Raw genomic sequence first — 15,012 nt, 5'->3', positions numbered from 1 at the left:
CTTTCTGGAGACAGCTTCATGAACAACACAACCTGGCTGCAACGCCGATCTCTCCTGTTGGCCACCGCTGCGGCAGCCACCCTCGCCCTGGCTGGCTGCGCCACCCAGAGCCCCAGCCTGGCCGAGGCACCGCCCATCGTCTTCGTGCACGGCAACGGCGACACCGCTGCGCTGTGGCAAACCACCGTGTGGCGGTTCGAATCGAACGGCTGGCCGCGCGAACGCCTGCACGCCATCGACGTGCCCTACCCACTGTCGCGCGACGAGGACGCCAAGCCCCAGGCAGGCCGCACATCGGCCGCAGAGCACATGGCCTACCTGAAGGCCGAAGTGGACAAGGTGCTCCAAGCCACGGGCGCCCGCCAGGTGGTGCTGGTGGGCAACTCACGCGGCGGCAACGCCATCCGCAACTACATCTACAACGGCGGCGGCGACAAGACCGTGAGCCACGCCATCCTGGGCGGCACCCCCAACCACGGCGTGTGGGCGATTCCGGGGTTCCGAGAAGGCAACGAGTTCTCGGGCACGGGCCCTTTCCTCAAAGCCCTGAATGCTCCCAAGAACGCGGCGGGCGACGAGGTGAGCGGCCCCGTGAAATGGATGACGATCCGCTCGGACAACAACGACAAGTTCGCCCAGCCCGACGGTCTGTGGATAGGCCAGAAAGGCAAGCCCACCTACGTGACCGCCGCAGGCCCCGAACTCAAGGGCGCCACCAACGTGGTGATTCCGCGCATCGACCACCGCGAGACGTCGTACTCCCCCGCTGCGTTTGAAGCCACCTACCGCTTCATCACCGGCAAGGCGCCAGCACGCACCGAGATCGCTGCGGAAAAATCTGTGGTGCTGAACGGCAAGGTCACGGGCCTGGGCGTGGACTCCGCAGACCCCAAGACCGGCAACTTCAGCAACAACCTGCCGCTGGCGGGCGCACAGCTGGAGGTGTACGCCACCGACCCTGCCACCGGCGCTCGCAAAGGCAACCCGCTACTGCGAAAAACGGTGGGCGCGGACGGCCAATGGGGCCCGCTGGCGGTTTCGCCTGGCGCACCGGTGGAGTTTGTAATCACCGCCCCGGGCTACGCTACTACCCACATCTACCGCAGCGGATTCCCGCGCAGCAGCGACCTCATCCACCTGCGCGCAGAACGCATGGCCGATGCCGACAAGGGCGCCGACAGCGTCGTGACCCTGACCCGCCCGCGAGGCTACCTGGACCCGGCGCGCGACAAGATGCTGTTGGACGGCGCAGTGCCTGCCGGGGTGCCCGCAGGCGCCGGCGTGGCCTCGGCGAAGGTCAAGCCTGCCGGTGGCGTGCGCAGCATCGTTGCCGAATTCAATGGCGAGCGCTTGGTGGGGCAGACTTGGCCTGCGGCCAGCGGCCACCTGGTGTTTTTGGAATTGACGTATTGAAGGACAGGGCGCTGGGCAGTATCCACATTCTTCTCAGCCCCCCCAAGAGGAGTCAAGACGGCCCTTATGGCTAGGCGCTCCGTCGCAGACAGTACGCCTAGTACGGCAAGACGGAGCAACGACGCCAGAAGGGTCGTATTGGCCACTCCCCCAACTAAGCCAACAGCCGTGAAGACTTGGGGACATGGGCCATGAGGAATTCCATCTGATCGGCCAGGATGCGCCGATTGCGCAGGATGAAGTCCTCCCACAGGCTCGGCACATAGGGCGCGTACAGCAGCGGCATGTGCGCCTGCTCCGGGGTGCGCGGGCCCTTGCGGTGGTTGCAGGGGCGGCAGGCCGTGACCACGTTCATCCAGTGGTCCTGACCGTTGCGCGCGAACGGCACGATGTGCTCGCGCGTGAGGTCCTCTTCGTGAAAACGCCCGCCGCAGTAGGCGCACACATTGCGGTCGCGGGCAAAGAGCTTGCTGTTGGTCAGGCTGGGCTTGAGCTCGAACGGATTGATGCTGGGCACGCCCTTGGTGCCGATGATGCTGTTGATGGCGATCACCGATTGCTCACCCGATATGGCGTTGTACCCGCCCCGGAACCGGGCAATCTGGCCGCCGGACTCCCAGCGCACTTCCCCGGCGGCGTAATGAATCACCGCCTGCTCCAGCGAAATCCACGATTGGGGCAGCCCTTGGGCTGAGAGCTTCAAGACCTTCAAAACACGCCTCCTGGAACACAAAGTACACAAGGACATGACTTCCGCAAAACAGGACTCTGGCAAGTGGCTCGCCCCAAGGAAAAGGCGGTTGTTGCATCCCGATTTGCGCAAGTCCGAAAGGATTCTGAACGCAGATGTCTCGCGGGCAGCCCTGCGCGGGGCCAGCCGTGGGTCACAATATACTCTTTTTGTGACAAATTGGCGTCCTGCGCTTGATGGACCTGCGCATGGCGCTATCAAAAAGATAACAAACCGATGAAGATCTTTCGCGGATTCCACCACCCGGGCATTGCCGATGCCTGTGCGCTGACCATTGGCAACTTCGATGGCGTGCACCGGGGGCATCAGGCCATGCTGGCCCTGCTGAACAGCGAGGCGGCCCACCGGGGCGTGGAAAGCTGCGTGCTCACCTTCGAGCCCCACCCGCGCGACTACTTTGCCGGGGCCCACCACAAGCCGGAGCTGGCCCCAGCCCGCATAGGCACCTTGCGCGACAAGCTTACCGAGCTGGCCCGCTGCGGCGTGCAGCAGACCGTGGTGCTGCCGTTTGACGCGCGGCTGGCCGCCCAGTCGCCCGACGCTTTCATCGATGAAGTGCTGGTGCGCGGTCTGGGTGCACGCTATGTGTTGGTGGGTGACGATTTCCGCTTCGGCCGCCAGCGCGCGGGCGACTACGCCATGCTGGACACCGCCGGGCAAGCCCAAGGTTTTGACGTGGCTCGCATGAACAGCTACGAGGTGCATGGGCTGCGCGTGTCCAGCTCCGCCGTGCGCCAGGCGCTAGCCGCAGGCGACATGGAGGCAGCAGCGCGCTTGCTGGGGCGGCCCTACACCATCAGCGGCCATGTGGTGCATGGCCGCAAGCTGGGGCGCGAGCTGGGCGCCACGGCGGAAGGCGCGGGCGACGGCTTTCGCACCCTCAACCTGCGGTTTGCGCACTGGAAACCCGCCGCCAGCGGCATCTTTGCCGTGCTGGTGCATGGTCTCGCGGGCGAGCCCTTGCCGGGTGTGGCCAACCTGGGTGTGCGCCCCTCGCTGGACCCCAATGACGTGAACGGCGGCCGCGTGCTGCTCGAAACCCATTGCCTGCAGTGGCCTGCCGAACTGGGTGCCGAAGGGGCGTACGGTAAAATCGTGCGCGTGGAACTGCTGCACAAACTGCACGACGAGCTGAAGTACGACGGTCTGGACGCCCTGACAGCGGGCATTGCCAAAGACTGTGCGGATGCGCGCGCCTACTTTGCATCGGCCCACGCCCCCAATCACACCGAGACCCGGCGTCAGACCACGCGCGACCGAATTTAGGGGGCTGCCTGCGCAGCGCCTGCCCTGCAGGCCCGACACCTCTCGCGTTTCGCTCCCTGTTTCCCCGCATTGCTCCGGGCCCGCCCCGGAATGCCCCGTTTTAAGGCTCCCTCATGTCCGACAACGCCAGCACGCCCACCTCCACTGCCCCGGATTACCGCAGCACCCTGAACCTGCCCGACACGCCCTTCCCCATGCGCGGCGACCTGCCCAAGCGCGAGCCGGGCTGGGTGAAGGAGTGGGAAGACAAAGGCACCTACAAGCGCCTGCGCGACGCCCGCCGGGGTGCGCCCAAGTTCATCCTGCACGACGGCCCGCCCTACGCCAACGGCCAGATCCACATGGGCCATGCGGTGAACAAGATCCTCAAGGACATGATCACCAAGGCGCGCCAGCTCGAAGGCTTTGACGCACTGTACGTGCCCGGCTGGGACTGCCACGGCCTGCCGATCGAAAACGCCATCGAGAAGAAACACGGCCGCAACCTGAGCCGCGACGACATGCAAGCAAAAAGCCGCGCGTTTGCCACCGAGCAGATCGCGCAGCAGATGGTGGACTTCAAGCGCCTGGGCGTGCTGGGCGAATGGGACAACCCCTACAAGACCATGAACCCCGCCAACGAGGCGGGCGAAATCCGCGCCTTCAAACGCGTGATGGAGCGCGGCTTTGTGTACCGAGGCCTCAAGCCCGTGTACTGGTGCTTTGACTGCGGCAGTTCGCTCGCCGAGTTCGAGATCGAATACCAGGACAAGAAGAGCACCACGCTGGACGTGGCCTTCAAGTCGCACGACCCCGCCAAGCTGGCAGCCGCCTTTGGCCTGCCCGCATTGGCCAAGGATGCGTTTGTGGTCATCTGGACCACCACTGCCTGGACCATCCCTGCCAACCAGGCGCTGAACCTGAACCCCGAGATCAGCTACGCGCTGGTGGACACGGGCGAGCGCATCCTGCTGGTGGCCGAGCCGCTGGTGGCCTCGTGCCTGGAGCGCTACGGCCTCACGGGCAGCGTGCTGGCCACCACCCTGGGCAAGAACCTGGGCGGCCTGGAATTTGAGCACCCGCTGTACGACGTGGCCAGCGAAGACGGCAGCTTTGGCTACCGCCGCCTGTCGCCCGTGTACCTGGCCGACTACGCCACGGCCGATGACGGCACGGGTATCGTGCACTCGTCGCCTGCGTATGGCCTGGAAGACTTCAACTCCTGCCGCGCGCACGGCATGGCACTGGACGAAATCCTGAACCCAGTGCAGGGCAACGGCACCTATGCAGCGGACTTCCCGCTGTTCGGCGGCCAGCACATCTGGAAGGCTGTGCCCGTCATCATCGAGGCCCTGCGCAACGCAGGCCACCTGATGACCACCAAGGACATCACGCACAGCTACCCGCACTGCTGGCGCCACAAGACGCCCGTGATCTACCGCGCGGCTGCCCAGTGGTTCATCCGCATGGACGAAGGCGAAGGCGTGTTCACTAAAGCAGGCATGAAGCCCGCCAAGACGCTGCGCCAGATCGCGCTCGATGCGATCGAGCACACCAGCTTCTACCCCGAGAACGGCAAAGCCCGCCTGCACGACATGATCGCCGGGCGGCCCGACTGGTGCATCTCGCGCCAGCGCAGCTGGGGCGTGCCCATCCCGTTCTTTTTGCACAAGGATTCGGGCGAGTTGCATCCGCGCACCATGGAAATCATGGACCAGGCCGCCGACATCGTCGAAAAGGGCGGCATCGAGGCCTGGAGCCGCGTGACGACCGAAGAGATCCTGGGCGCCGAAGACGCGCCACACTACACGAAGAGCACCGACATCCTGGAAGTGTGGTTCGACTCCGGCTCCACCTTCAGCCACGTGCTGCGCGGCACGCACCCCGAGGTGCACCACGACACAGGCCCCGAGGCCGATCTGTACCTGGAAGGCCATGACCAGCACCGCGGCTGGTTCCACAGCTCGCTGCTGCTGGCCTCCGCGCTGGAAGGCCGCGCGCCCTATCGCGGCCTGCTGACCCACGGTTTCACCGTGGACAGCCAGGGCCGCAAGATGAGCAAGTCGCTGGGCAACGGCATCGACCCGCAAGAGATCAACAAGAAGCTGGGCGCTGAGATCATCCGCTTGTGGGTGGCTGCCAGCGACTATTCCGGCGACATTGCGGGCGACGAGAAGATCCTGGCGCGTGTGGTGGACGCCTACCGCCGCATCCGCAACACGCTGCGCTTTTTGCTGGCCAACGTGAGCGACTTTGACCCGGCCAAGGACGCCGTGCCGTTCGACCAGATGCTGGAGATCGACCGCTACGCGCTCACCCGCGCGTCCGAGTTCCAGGCCGAAGTGCTGGCGCACTACAAGGTGTACGAGTTCCACCCGGTGGTGGCCAAGCTGCAGCTGTACTGCTCGGAAGACCTGGGCGGCTTCTACCTGGATGTGCTCAAGGACCGCCTGTACACCACGGCGCCCAAGAGCCTGGCCCGCCGCAGTGCGCAGACAGCGCTCTACAACATCACGCACGCCATGCTGCGCTGGATGGCGCCGTTCCTCTCGTTCACGGCGGAAGAGGCGTGGAAGGTGTTCGGCGGCTCCGACTCCATTTTCCTGGAGACCTACGGCAATGTCGCCGGCGTGGGTGCCGGTGCGGATGAGGGCCTGCTGGCCAAGTGGTCGCGCATCCGCGAGATCCGCGATGCGGTGAACAAGGAGATCGAGGCCCTGCGCGCCGCGGGTCAGGTGGGCTCGTCGCTGCAGGCGACTGTCACGCTGACGGCTGCGCCGGAGGACCACGCACTGCTGGCCAGCCTGGGCGATGACCTGAAATTCGTGTTCATCACATCCGCTATCGAATTGGTAGCTGGTGGCGCTTTACAGATCAGCGTCAAACCCAGTTCTGATACCAAATGCGAACGCTGCTGGCACTACCGGAGCGACGTGGGCAGCGATGCCGCCCATCCCACCATCTGCGGCCGCTGCACCAGCAACCTGTACGGCGACGGCGAAAGCCGGGCACACGCGTGATGGCGCGCTCTACGCAATCTGGGCAAGCCGGGCGCACCGGCGTGGGCATGTGGCCATGGCTGGCATGGGCGGTGTTTCTGATGGGCGCCGACCAGATCACCAAGACCCTGATTCTCAACCACTACCAGCTGGGCGACTCCACGTTGATCACCAGCTTCTTCAACATCGTGCGCGCGCACAACACCGGCGCAGCGTTCTCGTACTTGTCGGACGCGGGCGGCTGGCAGCGCTGGCTGTTCACCGGTATCGGCTTGGCGGCCACGATCTTCATCGTGTGGCAATTGCGTGCGCATCCAGGCCAGAAGCTGTTCAGCTTTGCGCTGTCCAGCATCCTGGGCGGGGCCGTAGGCAACGTGGTGGACCGGCTCATGCACGGCTATGTGGTGGACTTCTTGCAGTTCCACTACGCGGGCTGGTACTTTCCGTCCTTCAACTTGGCGGACTCGGCCATCACCGTGGGTGCGGTCTGCCTGATCCTGGACGAGCTGCTGCGGGTACGGCGCGAGCGCTGACCCCCACTCGCTTTGCCCCCTGAACGGCCCGCTGCATGCGGGCCGTGCTGTTTGTGCGCAGCAACGCACCCAGCGCCGACATGGGCATCTGCTCCAGCGCTATGGAATCAGGAGTATGCTTATGTGTCAGTTTTATGACAGCCCGGTGCGCGCGGTTCTTGCATTGGCCCCTGGGTCTGGTCATCGCAGGGTTTGCGCCCATCACAAGAAGAAGAAACAACGGTTTTCATGAAGCATCTCCTCAATCTCTTGGCAGCCGTGGCGCTGCTGATCTGGGGCACCCACCTGGTGCGCACCGGCATCCTGCGCGTGTTCGGCGCCAACCTGCGCCAGCTGATTGCGCACAGCGTCAGCAGCCGCTTCACCGCTGTCCTCTCCGGCATTGGCGTGACGGCCGTGGTGCAGTCCAGCACAGCCACCGCGCTTATCGTGTCGTCCTTTGTGGGCCAGGGCCTGGTGGGCCTGCCTGCAGCGCTGGCCGTGATGCTGGGCGCCGACGTGGGCACCAGCGTGATGGCTGTGGTGTTCTCTATGGACCTGTCGTGGCTGTCGCCCCTGTTCATCTTTGTGGGCGTCGTGCTGTTCATCTCGCGCAAGGACACGGCCGTGGGCCGCGTGGGCCGCGTGTTGATCGGCCTGGGGCTGATGCTGCTGGCGCTGCGCCTCATCACCGAATCGACCACGGTGCTCACCCAGTCGCCCACCGTGCGCACGCTGCTGGGAGCGCTCACCAGCGATCTGCTGCTGGAGATCTTTACCGGCGCCATCCTGGCCATCGTGGCGTATTCCAGCCTTGCCACCGTGCTGCTCACTGCGGCGCTGGCAGGCTCTGGCGGTATTCCGGCCGATGTGGCGCTGGGACTGGTGCTGGGCGCCAACCTGGGCAGCGGCGTGCTCGCCGTGTTGACCACCATGAAGTCCAACGTGCAGACACGCCAGGTGCCCCTGGGCAACCTGTTCTTCAAGATCATCGGCGTGCTCATCATGACGCCGCTCACCGGCCTGTGGCTGCAGCATGTGCGGCCCTACGTGCCCGAAACTGCCGCCCTGGTGGTGCTGTTCCACCTGGCCTTCAACATCGTGGTGGGCATCGTCTGCATTGGCCTGACAGGTACGGTGGCGCGGGCCGTGCAGCGCCTGCTGCCGGTGGAAAAGGCACAGGCTGCTGCAGGCACCCGCCCCCAGCATCTGGACCCCTCCGCCCTGGCCACGCCGTCCCTCGCCATCTCGTGCGCGGCACGCGAAGCCCTGCACCAGGCCGACGTGGTCGAATCGATGCTGCTGGGCCTGCACAAAGTGATCCGCACGGACGACCTGCAATTGGCAGAAGACCTGCGCAAGCTCGATGACGAGGTGGACGGCCTGTACTCGGCCATCAAGTACTACATGACCAAGATCTCGCGCGAGGCCCTGGACGAGCGCGAGGGCCGCCGCTGGGCCGACATCATCAGCTTCACCATCAACATGGAGCAGATCGGCGACATCATCGAGCGCGTGCTGATCGACATCGAGGACAAGAAGATCAAGAAGGGCCGCCAGTTCTCCGAGGCGGGCATGGAAGAGATCAATGAGCTGCACGCCCGCCTGATCGACAACCTGCGGCTGGCAATGAGCGTGTTCTTGAACGGCAGCGTGCGCGACGCACAAAAGCTGCTGGAAGAAAAAGCCCGGTTCCGCGACCTGGAACACGCCTATTCGGCCACCCACCTGGCACGCCTGTCAGACAACACGGTGCAGAGCATCGAGACCAGTTCACTGCACATCGACCTGATCAGCGAACTCAAGCGCATCAACTCGCTGCTGTGCTCGGTGGCCTACCCCATCCTGGAATCGGCCGGTGCCCTGGCGCCCAGCCGCCTGCGCACGCTCAACGAGCAGAGTTGAAGCCTTTTGGGCCGCAGGCGCATGTTCTTCATGCGCCTGCAGCTATACAAAAGATAGCAGCCCGGTTGCCTACGCACTGCGCCGCGCATAGCGCTGCGCCAGCACCGCACACACCATCAGCTGCATCTGGTGGAACACCATGATGGGCAGCACAATGGCGCCCACTGCGTGCGATGCAAACAGCACCTTGGCCATGGGCACGCCGCTGGCCAGGCTCTTCTTGGAGCCGCAGAACACCAGCGTGATTTCGTCCTCCTTGGAGAACCCCATGCGCCGCGCGACCCAGGTGGTGGTCACCAGCGCCAGTGTCAGCAGCACGGCGCACACCACCACCAGGCCCAGCAGCGCAGACGCTGGCAGCTGACGCCACAGCCCCTCGACCACCGCAGCGCTGAAGGCCGTGAACACCACCAGCAGGATGGAGCCCTGGTCCACCCGCTTGAGCGCTGCCGCCCGGCGCTGCACAAAACCGCCAATCCACGGACGCAGCAGGTGGCCCGCCACAAAGGGCACCAGCAACTGCAAGGTGATGCGGCCGATGTTGGCCAGCGTGTCATGCTGCGCAGCGCCTGCCTGCTGCTGCGCCTCGGGCAGCAACAGCCCCACCAGCAGCGGTGTGATCACAATGCCCAGCAGGGTCGATGCCGACGCGCTGCAGATGGCCGCCGGCATGTTGCCGCGCGCCATGGCCGTGAACGCAATGGCCGACTGCACCGTGGCTGGCAGCACGCACAGGTACAGGATGCCGGTGTAAAGCCCGGGCGTGACCAGCGGCAGCAGCACCGGCCGCAGCGCCCAGCCCAGCAGCGGGAACAGCACAAACGTGGTGCCCACGACCACCAGGTGCAGCCGCCAGTGCGAGAGCCCCGCCACGATAGCATCCCGCGAGAGCTTGGCCCCGTGCAAGAAGAACAGCAGCGCCACCGCTGCCACGGTGATCCCCTCCAGCGCCTGGGCCGCCACGCCCGAGGCGGGCAACACGCTGGCGAGGGTGACGGTGCCCAGCAGGGCCAGGGTGAAGTTGTCAGGGAGAAAACGGGAACGGGCCATGGGGGACAGCGCAGCGGCAGCGCAAAAAAATGCAAAAGGACATGGGGCACACAAACCCCAAAGACACGCATTGGACCGCAGCCCGATTCCAAAGAGAAATGGATTTCTCTGATGGATTTATGATTCGAGCGCATGAATATCACCCTGCGCCAGCTGCACGTGTTTCAGTCGGTGGCCGCCACCCGCAACTTCAGCCGCACCGGCGATGCGGTGGGCCTCACCCAACCGGCCGTGAGCCGCTGCATCACCGAGCTGGAAGCCCAGCTGGGTCTGAAGCTGCTCAACCGCACCACGCGCGAGGTGACGCTGACGGACGCGGGCCAGCGCCTGTCGGCCCGCCTGCCCCGGGTGCTGGAAGAGCTGGAGAACACACTGCTGGACGTGCGGGAAATGGCCACCGAGCGGCGCGGACGCGTGCGCGTGGCGAGCAGCCCCACGCTGTCGGCCAACCTCATGCCCGACTGCATCGCCGAATGCCAGCGCACCCTGCCCGGGCTGGAGCTGGTGCTGCTGGACCGCATCCAGAGCGCGGTGCTGGCCAGCGTGCTTTCGGGCGAGGTGGACTTTGGCGTGGTCATCGACCCCAGCGAGCGCGAAGCGCTTCACTGCGAGACCATCCTGACCGAACCCTTCTGCCTGGCCTGCCCACCCAGCCACCGGCTGGCGGACAAACGCCAGGTGCGCTGGACCGACCTGCAGGGCGAAGCACTGGTGCTGCTGGACCACGACTCCGGTAGCCGCCGCCTGATCGACCGCGCCCTGGCCGAGCATGGTGTGGCCTGCACGGTGGCCCAGGAGGTTGGCCACCCCACCACCATCTTTCGCATGCTGGACGCAGGCCTGGGCATCTCGGTGATCCCCACCTTGGCCCTGCCGCCCGAAGGCCTGGCACGGCTGGCGGTACGCCCCCTGGTGCCGCGCGTGGACCGGGAGATCATGCTGGTGCACCGGAAGCACCGCGCGCTCTCGCCTGTGGCGCAAGCGGCGTGGGATCTGGTGAAGGCGGTGGCGGTGCAGCGCAATGGCGTGCAGGCTCTTGGCAGCAAAGGCCGTTGAAAGAAGCCCCTAACGTACCTCCATGGGCATCTTCAGCTGCCCAATAGATCGCAGCCTTCCCCCCCATCCGATTCAGCGGACTAATCGGCCGATGCGTCGCTGCCTAGTCCTTCGACAAGGTACCGCTCCAGCCCCACCACCAGCGCATCGAACGTGTGCTTGCAGCGCGGGCTGGTGCGCAGGTCCTCGTGCATCACCACCCAGGTCTCCAGCCCGTATTGGAGCTGCTGCGGCAGCACCCGCACCAGCGCGGGGGCGCTGCGGCGGGCCAATGCGTCCTGGCAGATGCCTATGCCGGCGCCAGCGCGGATGAAGGCGAGCTGCGCCACGTCGCTGTCGCTGCGCACGGCAAACCGGTCTCGCCGCCACGCGGGCAGGGCCTTTTGCGCCGCGCGCAGAAACGGGGTTTCGGCATCGAAGCCAATCAGGCGGTGGTGCGCCAGCTCCGCCAGGGTGGCGGGCGTGCCATGGGCGGCGATGTAGCTCGGATGGGCGTAAAGCCCCAGCGGGATGGTGCCCACGCGGCGGGCGATGAGCGCGTCCTGCCGGGGTTCGGTCATGCGGATGGCGATGTCGGCCTCGCGCTGCAGCAGGTCGTGCACGCGGTTGCTCAGCACCAGCTCCACCGTCAATGCGGGGTGCTCGGCCTGCAACTGTGCCAGGAGGGGCGGCAGCACCTCGACCCCCATCACCTCGCTGGCGCTCACGCGCACCGTGCCGCGCACGCCGTCGCCCTGGCTGTCCGCCGCGCGCACCAGGGCTGCCGCAGAGTGGCCCATGGCTTCCGCGTAGCTGCGCAGGGCCAGCGCGGCCTCGGTGGGCAACAGGCCCTGCTGCGACCGGGTGAAAAGCACCAGCCCCAGGGCCTGCTCCAGCGCAGCAATGTGGCGACCCACGGTGGGCTGTGTCACGCCCAGCGCCCGCGCGGCGCCCGACAGGGAGCCCTCCCGCAGCACGCCGAGGTACGAGCGGTACAGCTCCCAGCCAATGTCATGGCGATTCGGTTGATCCATACATAAATGTATAGCCACCCACTCATTTTCAGCAATTCCATTGAATTGCTGGGGCGCAGACACTGCCTCCATCCATAGTTTTTGAAGGAGCATCGCGATGAGCAACAACCCCAACAACCCCATCGGCAGCCGCCCCAAGGTACTGGTTCTGGGCGCCACCGGCGGCATTGGCGGCGAGGTGGCGCGCCAGCTGCGTGACCGGGGGTGGGAGGTGGTGGCAATGCACCGCAACTTAGCGCAGGCCCGAGAGCAGCGCGACGGGTTCACCTGGGTTCGGGGCGACGCGATGATCCGGGCCGATGTGATGGGTGCTTCCACGGGCTGCCAGGTGATCGTGCACGCGGTCAACCCGCCCGGCTACCGGCGCTGGAGCGAGCTGGTGCTGCCGATGATCGACAACACGATTGCTGCGGCCCGGGCGCACGGGGCCACCGTGGTGCTGCCGGGCACCGTCTACAACTACGGGCCGGACGCCTTCCCGGTGCTGCACGAAGACGCCCTTCAACACCCCCGCACACGCAAAGGCGCCCTGCGGGTGGAGCTGGAGCGCCGCCTGCAGCAAGCCACCGTGCCGCACCCGCTGGAGGAAACCTGCCGCGTGATCATCGTGCGCGCGGGCGACTTCTTTGGACCGCAGGCGGGCAACAGCTGGTTTGCGCAGGGCCTGGTCCAGCCGGGACGACCGGTGACCAAGGTGAAGCAGCCAGGCGCACCGGGCATCGGGCACCAGTGGTCGTACCTGCCCGACGTGGCGCGTGCCATGGTGCTGCTGCTGGAGCGGCGCGCCGAGCTGCCCGTGTTGGCCCGCTTTCACCTGGCCGGGCATTGGGATGCTGATGGCACGCAGATGGCGGCCGCCATTGGCCGTGTGGTGGTGGCGCGGGGCGGCCAGGCGCCGCGCGTGCAGGCTTTTCCATGGTGGCTGGTCACGCTGGTCTCGCCGTTCGTGACCACCTTGCGTGAAATGCGCGAGATGCGCTACCTGTGGCAGCAGCCGGTGCGCATGGCCAACGACCGGCTCCGGGCGGTGCTGGGCGAGGAGCCACACACCCCACTGGACGAGGCGGTGCAGGCCACCTTGCAGGGCCTGGGCTGCCTGCCCTCCAGCGCCGTCAACACGAAGAGCCCTCACGCTGCACGGGCAACTACACCCCCAGAAACCCCGCAATCACCAGCCCGGCTTCCAGCGTGAACGCCCCTTGGGCGACCCGCTCGCGCACCACCTCCAGAGGCAGCAGGTCAAAACGCTCAACCTCACCGTCCTGGTTGTCGGGCTCCATGCCCTGGGGCACCTGCGCGCGGAACCAATCGATGCGTTCGACCATGAAGCCCGCGCCACCGCCCTCCCGGCTGGGGCGGCTGAACAGCACCTGGCCCCCGTGCGCCACGTTGACCAATGCCTCCACCCGCAAACCGGCCTCTTCCCAGGTTTCGCGGGCGAGGGCCTGCGGCAGAGAGTCGGCAGCGGAGACCATGCCCCCCATCAGCGTGTCCCATAGTCCGGGGTTGTTGGGCTTGGTCAGGGAGCGCTTTTGCACCCACATGCGCCCGTCGGGCGCCAGACCCACCAGGTGCACGGCGCGGGTGGCCACGCCCAGCACGCGCACGGCCCCGCGCTCCACGGTGCCGATGACCTCGCCGGCCGGGTTGGTCACCGCCAGCTGCTCATCACGCCAGGGGCCGCACAGGCCCGCATCGCGCAGCGCGGCGGCCAGGGTGTTGAGGGCATCCGTGGTGTCGGTGGGCGATGCCTGCAAATGCCACGCACGGCCCTGAGAATGCTCTGCTTCTGATAGCTGGTAGCGCTTATCCATCAAGCGCTGCAGGCTGATTTGGCTGAAAAACCCCTGCGCTATCGAGCCCACCACCTGCCCCGCCACCACCAGGGGCTGGCGCGGCTGGGCCGGGGGCTGCTGCGCCGCCCGTCGTGCCCCGGCCAGCCACTGGTCGAACGTGGGCGCCTGTGCAGCCGCGCTCACAGCGTGAGGATGGTGCAGCCGGTGGTCTTGCGTGCTTCCAGGTCGCGGTGGGCCTGCTGCACGTCGGCCAGCGGGTAGCGCTGGTCGATGTGGATCTTGACCTGCCCGCTGGCAACCACGGCAAACAGGTCGTCCGCCATGGCTTGCGTGGCCTCGCGCGTGGCAATGTGGGTGAACAGCGTCTGGCGCGTGACGTACAGCGAGCCCTTGGCCCCCAGGCTGCCGGGCGCAAACGGGGCCACCGGGCCGGACGCGTTGCCGAAGCTGGCCATCAAGCCGAAAGGGCGCAGGCATTCGAGCGACTTTTCCCAGGTGTCCTTGCCCACCGAGTCATACACCACCTTCACACCCTTGCCGCCGGTGATCTCCTTGACGCGGGCTGCAAAATCTTCGGTGCTGTAGTTGATGGCGTGCGCCGCGCCGTTGGCCAGCGCCAGCTGGCACTTGGCATCAGACCCCGCCGTGCCGATGAGCTGCAGACCCAGCGCCTTGGCCCATTGGCAGGCGATCAGCCCCACACCACCTGCCGCAGCATGGAACAGCACATGGTCGCCGGGCTGCAGGCCTTCCACGGGCCGGGTTTTCTTGAGCAGGTATTGCGCCGTCAGCCCCTTGAGCATCATGGCCGCGCCGGTCTCGAAGCTGATCGCATCGGGCAGCTTGCATACGCACTTGGCAGGCATCACGCGTACTTCACAGTAGGCGCCGGGAGGGTTGCTGGCATAGGCGGCGCGGTCGCCCACCTTCAGGTGCGTGACGCCCTCGCCCACGGCCTCAATCACACCGGCACCTTCCATGCCGATGGTGGCGGGCATGTTCAACGGGTACAGGCCCGTGCGGTGGTACACGTCGATGAAGTTCAGGCCGATGGCGTGGTGGCGGATGCGGACTTCGCCGGGGCCGGGCTCGTCCACGGGGACGTCAACGATGTGGAGTTCTTCGGGACCACCGTGCTGGCGGATCTGGACGGCAAGGCTCATGGCAATCAATCTCCTCAAAAGGGGTGGGGTGCTGACAACGGCGGCCATCCTGCCATGAATCTCACGACCGTGCCGGAGGCATGGCCCGCACCGATTTGCCTTGGGGACA

Annotated in this window: 12 protein-coding genes; 7 read left to right on the top strand and 5 right to left on the bottom strand. The window is 66.2% G+C overall.

The features are described from left to right. Nucleotides 1-18: 18 nt before the first annotated feature. Entirely contained in the window at nucleotides 19-1,413 is a 1,395-nt protein-coding gene (locus C380_RS06565; protein ID WP_015013077.1) for an alpha/beta fold hydrolase, read from the top strand. 154 nt (nucleotides 1,414-1,567) lie between these two features. Here the strand turns inward: C380_RS06565 and C380_RS06560 are convergent, their stop codons facing one another. Next, nucleotides 1,568-2,125, bottom strand: a complete 558-nt coding sequence (locus C380_RS06560; protein ID WP_015013076.1) for an HNH endonuclease — start codon at nucleotides 2,123-2,125, stop codon at nucleotides 1,568-1,570. Between the two features lie 255 nt (nucleotides 2,126-2,380). On the opposite strand from C380_RS06560, the gene C380_RS06555 reads away from it, so the two are divergent. From C380_RS06555 to C380_RS06540, 4 genes are all read left to right on the top strand, one after another. After that, entirely contained in the window at nucleotides 2,381-3,430 is a 1,050-nt protein-coding gene (locus C380_RS06555) for a bifunctional riboflavin kinase/FAD synthetase (RefSeq protein ID WP_015013075.1), read from the top strand. A gap of 113 nt (nucleotides 3,431-3,543) precedes the next feature. Further along, entirely contained in the window at nucleotides 3,544-6,429 is a 2,886-nt protein-coding gene (ileS, locus tag C380_RS06550; protein ID WP_015013074.1) for an isoleucine--tRNA ligase, read from the top strand. Further along, entirely contained in the window at nucleotides 6,429-6,941 is a 513-nt protein-coding gene (gene lspA, locus C380_RS06545; protein ID WP_015013073.1) for a signal peptidase II, read from the top strand. Before ileS ends, lspA begins: the two co-directional genes overlap by 1 nt. A gap of 228 nt (nucleotides 6,942-7,169) precedes the next feature. Beyond that, nucleotides 7,170-8,825 (top strand): Na/Pi cotransporter family protein, encoded by a 1,656-nt coding sequence (locus tag C380_RS06540; RefSeq protein WP_015013072.1) that lies wholly within the window; start codon nucleotides 7,170-7,172, stop codon nucleotides 8,823-8,825. Nucleotides 8,826-8,894: 69 nt separating this feature from the next. Here the strand turns inward: C380_RS06540 and C380_RS06535 are convergent, their stop codons facing one another. Then, on the bottom strand, nucleotides 8,895-9,875 hold the full coding sequence (locus C380_RS06535; RefSeq protein ID WP_015013071.1) for a bile acid:sodium symporter family protein: 981 nt from the start codon (nucleotides 9,873-9,875) through the stop codon (nucleotides 8,895-8,897). A 132-nt stretch (nucleotides 9,876-10,007) separates the two neighbouring features. Between C380_RS06535 and C380_RS06530 the strand changes: the two genes are divergently transcribed. Next, on the top strand, nucleotides 10,008-10,931 hold the full coding sequence (locus C380_RS06530) for a LysR family transcriptional regulator (protein ID WP_015013070.1): 924 nt from the start codon (nucleotides 10,008-10,010) through the stop codon (nucleotides 10,929-10,931). A gap of 80 nt (nucleotides 10,932-11,011) precedes the next feature. Here C380_RS06530 and C380_RS06525 read toward each other — a convergent pair whose 3' ends face one another. Next, on the bottom strand, nucleotides 11,012-11,944 hold the full coding sequence (locus C380_RS06525; RefSeq protein ID WP_015013069.1) for a LysR family transcriptional regulator: 933 nt from the start codon (nucleotides 11,942-11,944) through the stop codon (nucleotides 11,012-11,014). A gap of 97 nt (nucleotides 11,945-12,041) precedes the next feature. On the opposite strand from C380_RS06525, the gene C380_RS06520 reads away from it, so the two are divergent. Then, on the top strand, nucleotides 12,042-13,136 hold the full coding sequence (locus C380_RS06520) for an NAD(P)H-binding protein (protein WP_015013068.1): 1,095 nt from the start codon (nucleotides 12,042-12,044) through the stop codon (nucleotides 13,134-13,136). Here the strand turns inward: C380_RS06520 and C380_RS06515 are convergent. Next, nucleotides 13,090-13,923 carry an NUDIX domain-containing protein gene (locus C380_RS06515; protein ID WP_015013067.1) on the bottom strand — a complete coding sequence of 278 codons (834 nt, stop codon included), beginning with the start codon at nucleotides 13,921-13,923 and terminating at the stop codon, nucleotides 13,090-13,092. The two genes, C380_RS06520 and C380_RS06515, sit on opposite strands and share 47 nt — an antisense overlap. After that, nucleotides 13,920-14,903 (bottom strand): quinone oxidoreductase, encoded by a 984-nt coding sequence (locus C380_RS06510; RefSeq protein ID WP_015013066.1) that lies wholly within the window; start codon nucleotides 14,901-14,903, stop codon nucleotides 13,920-13,922. The genes C380_RS06515 and C380_RS06510 overlap by 4 nt, the downstream gene beginning before the upstream one ends. Nucleotides 14,904-15,012: the final 109 nt, after the last annotated feature.

It is taken from the genome of Acidovorax sp. KKS102, from assembly GCF_000302535.1.
Taxonomy (GTDB): Bacteria; Pseudomonadota; Gammaproteobacteria; order Burkholderiales; family Burkholderiaceae_C; genus Acidovorax.
The sequence above is the reverse complement of the archived record's forward strand: the minus strand, read 5'-3'. Positions and strand labels throughout refer to the sequence as shown.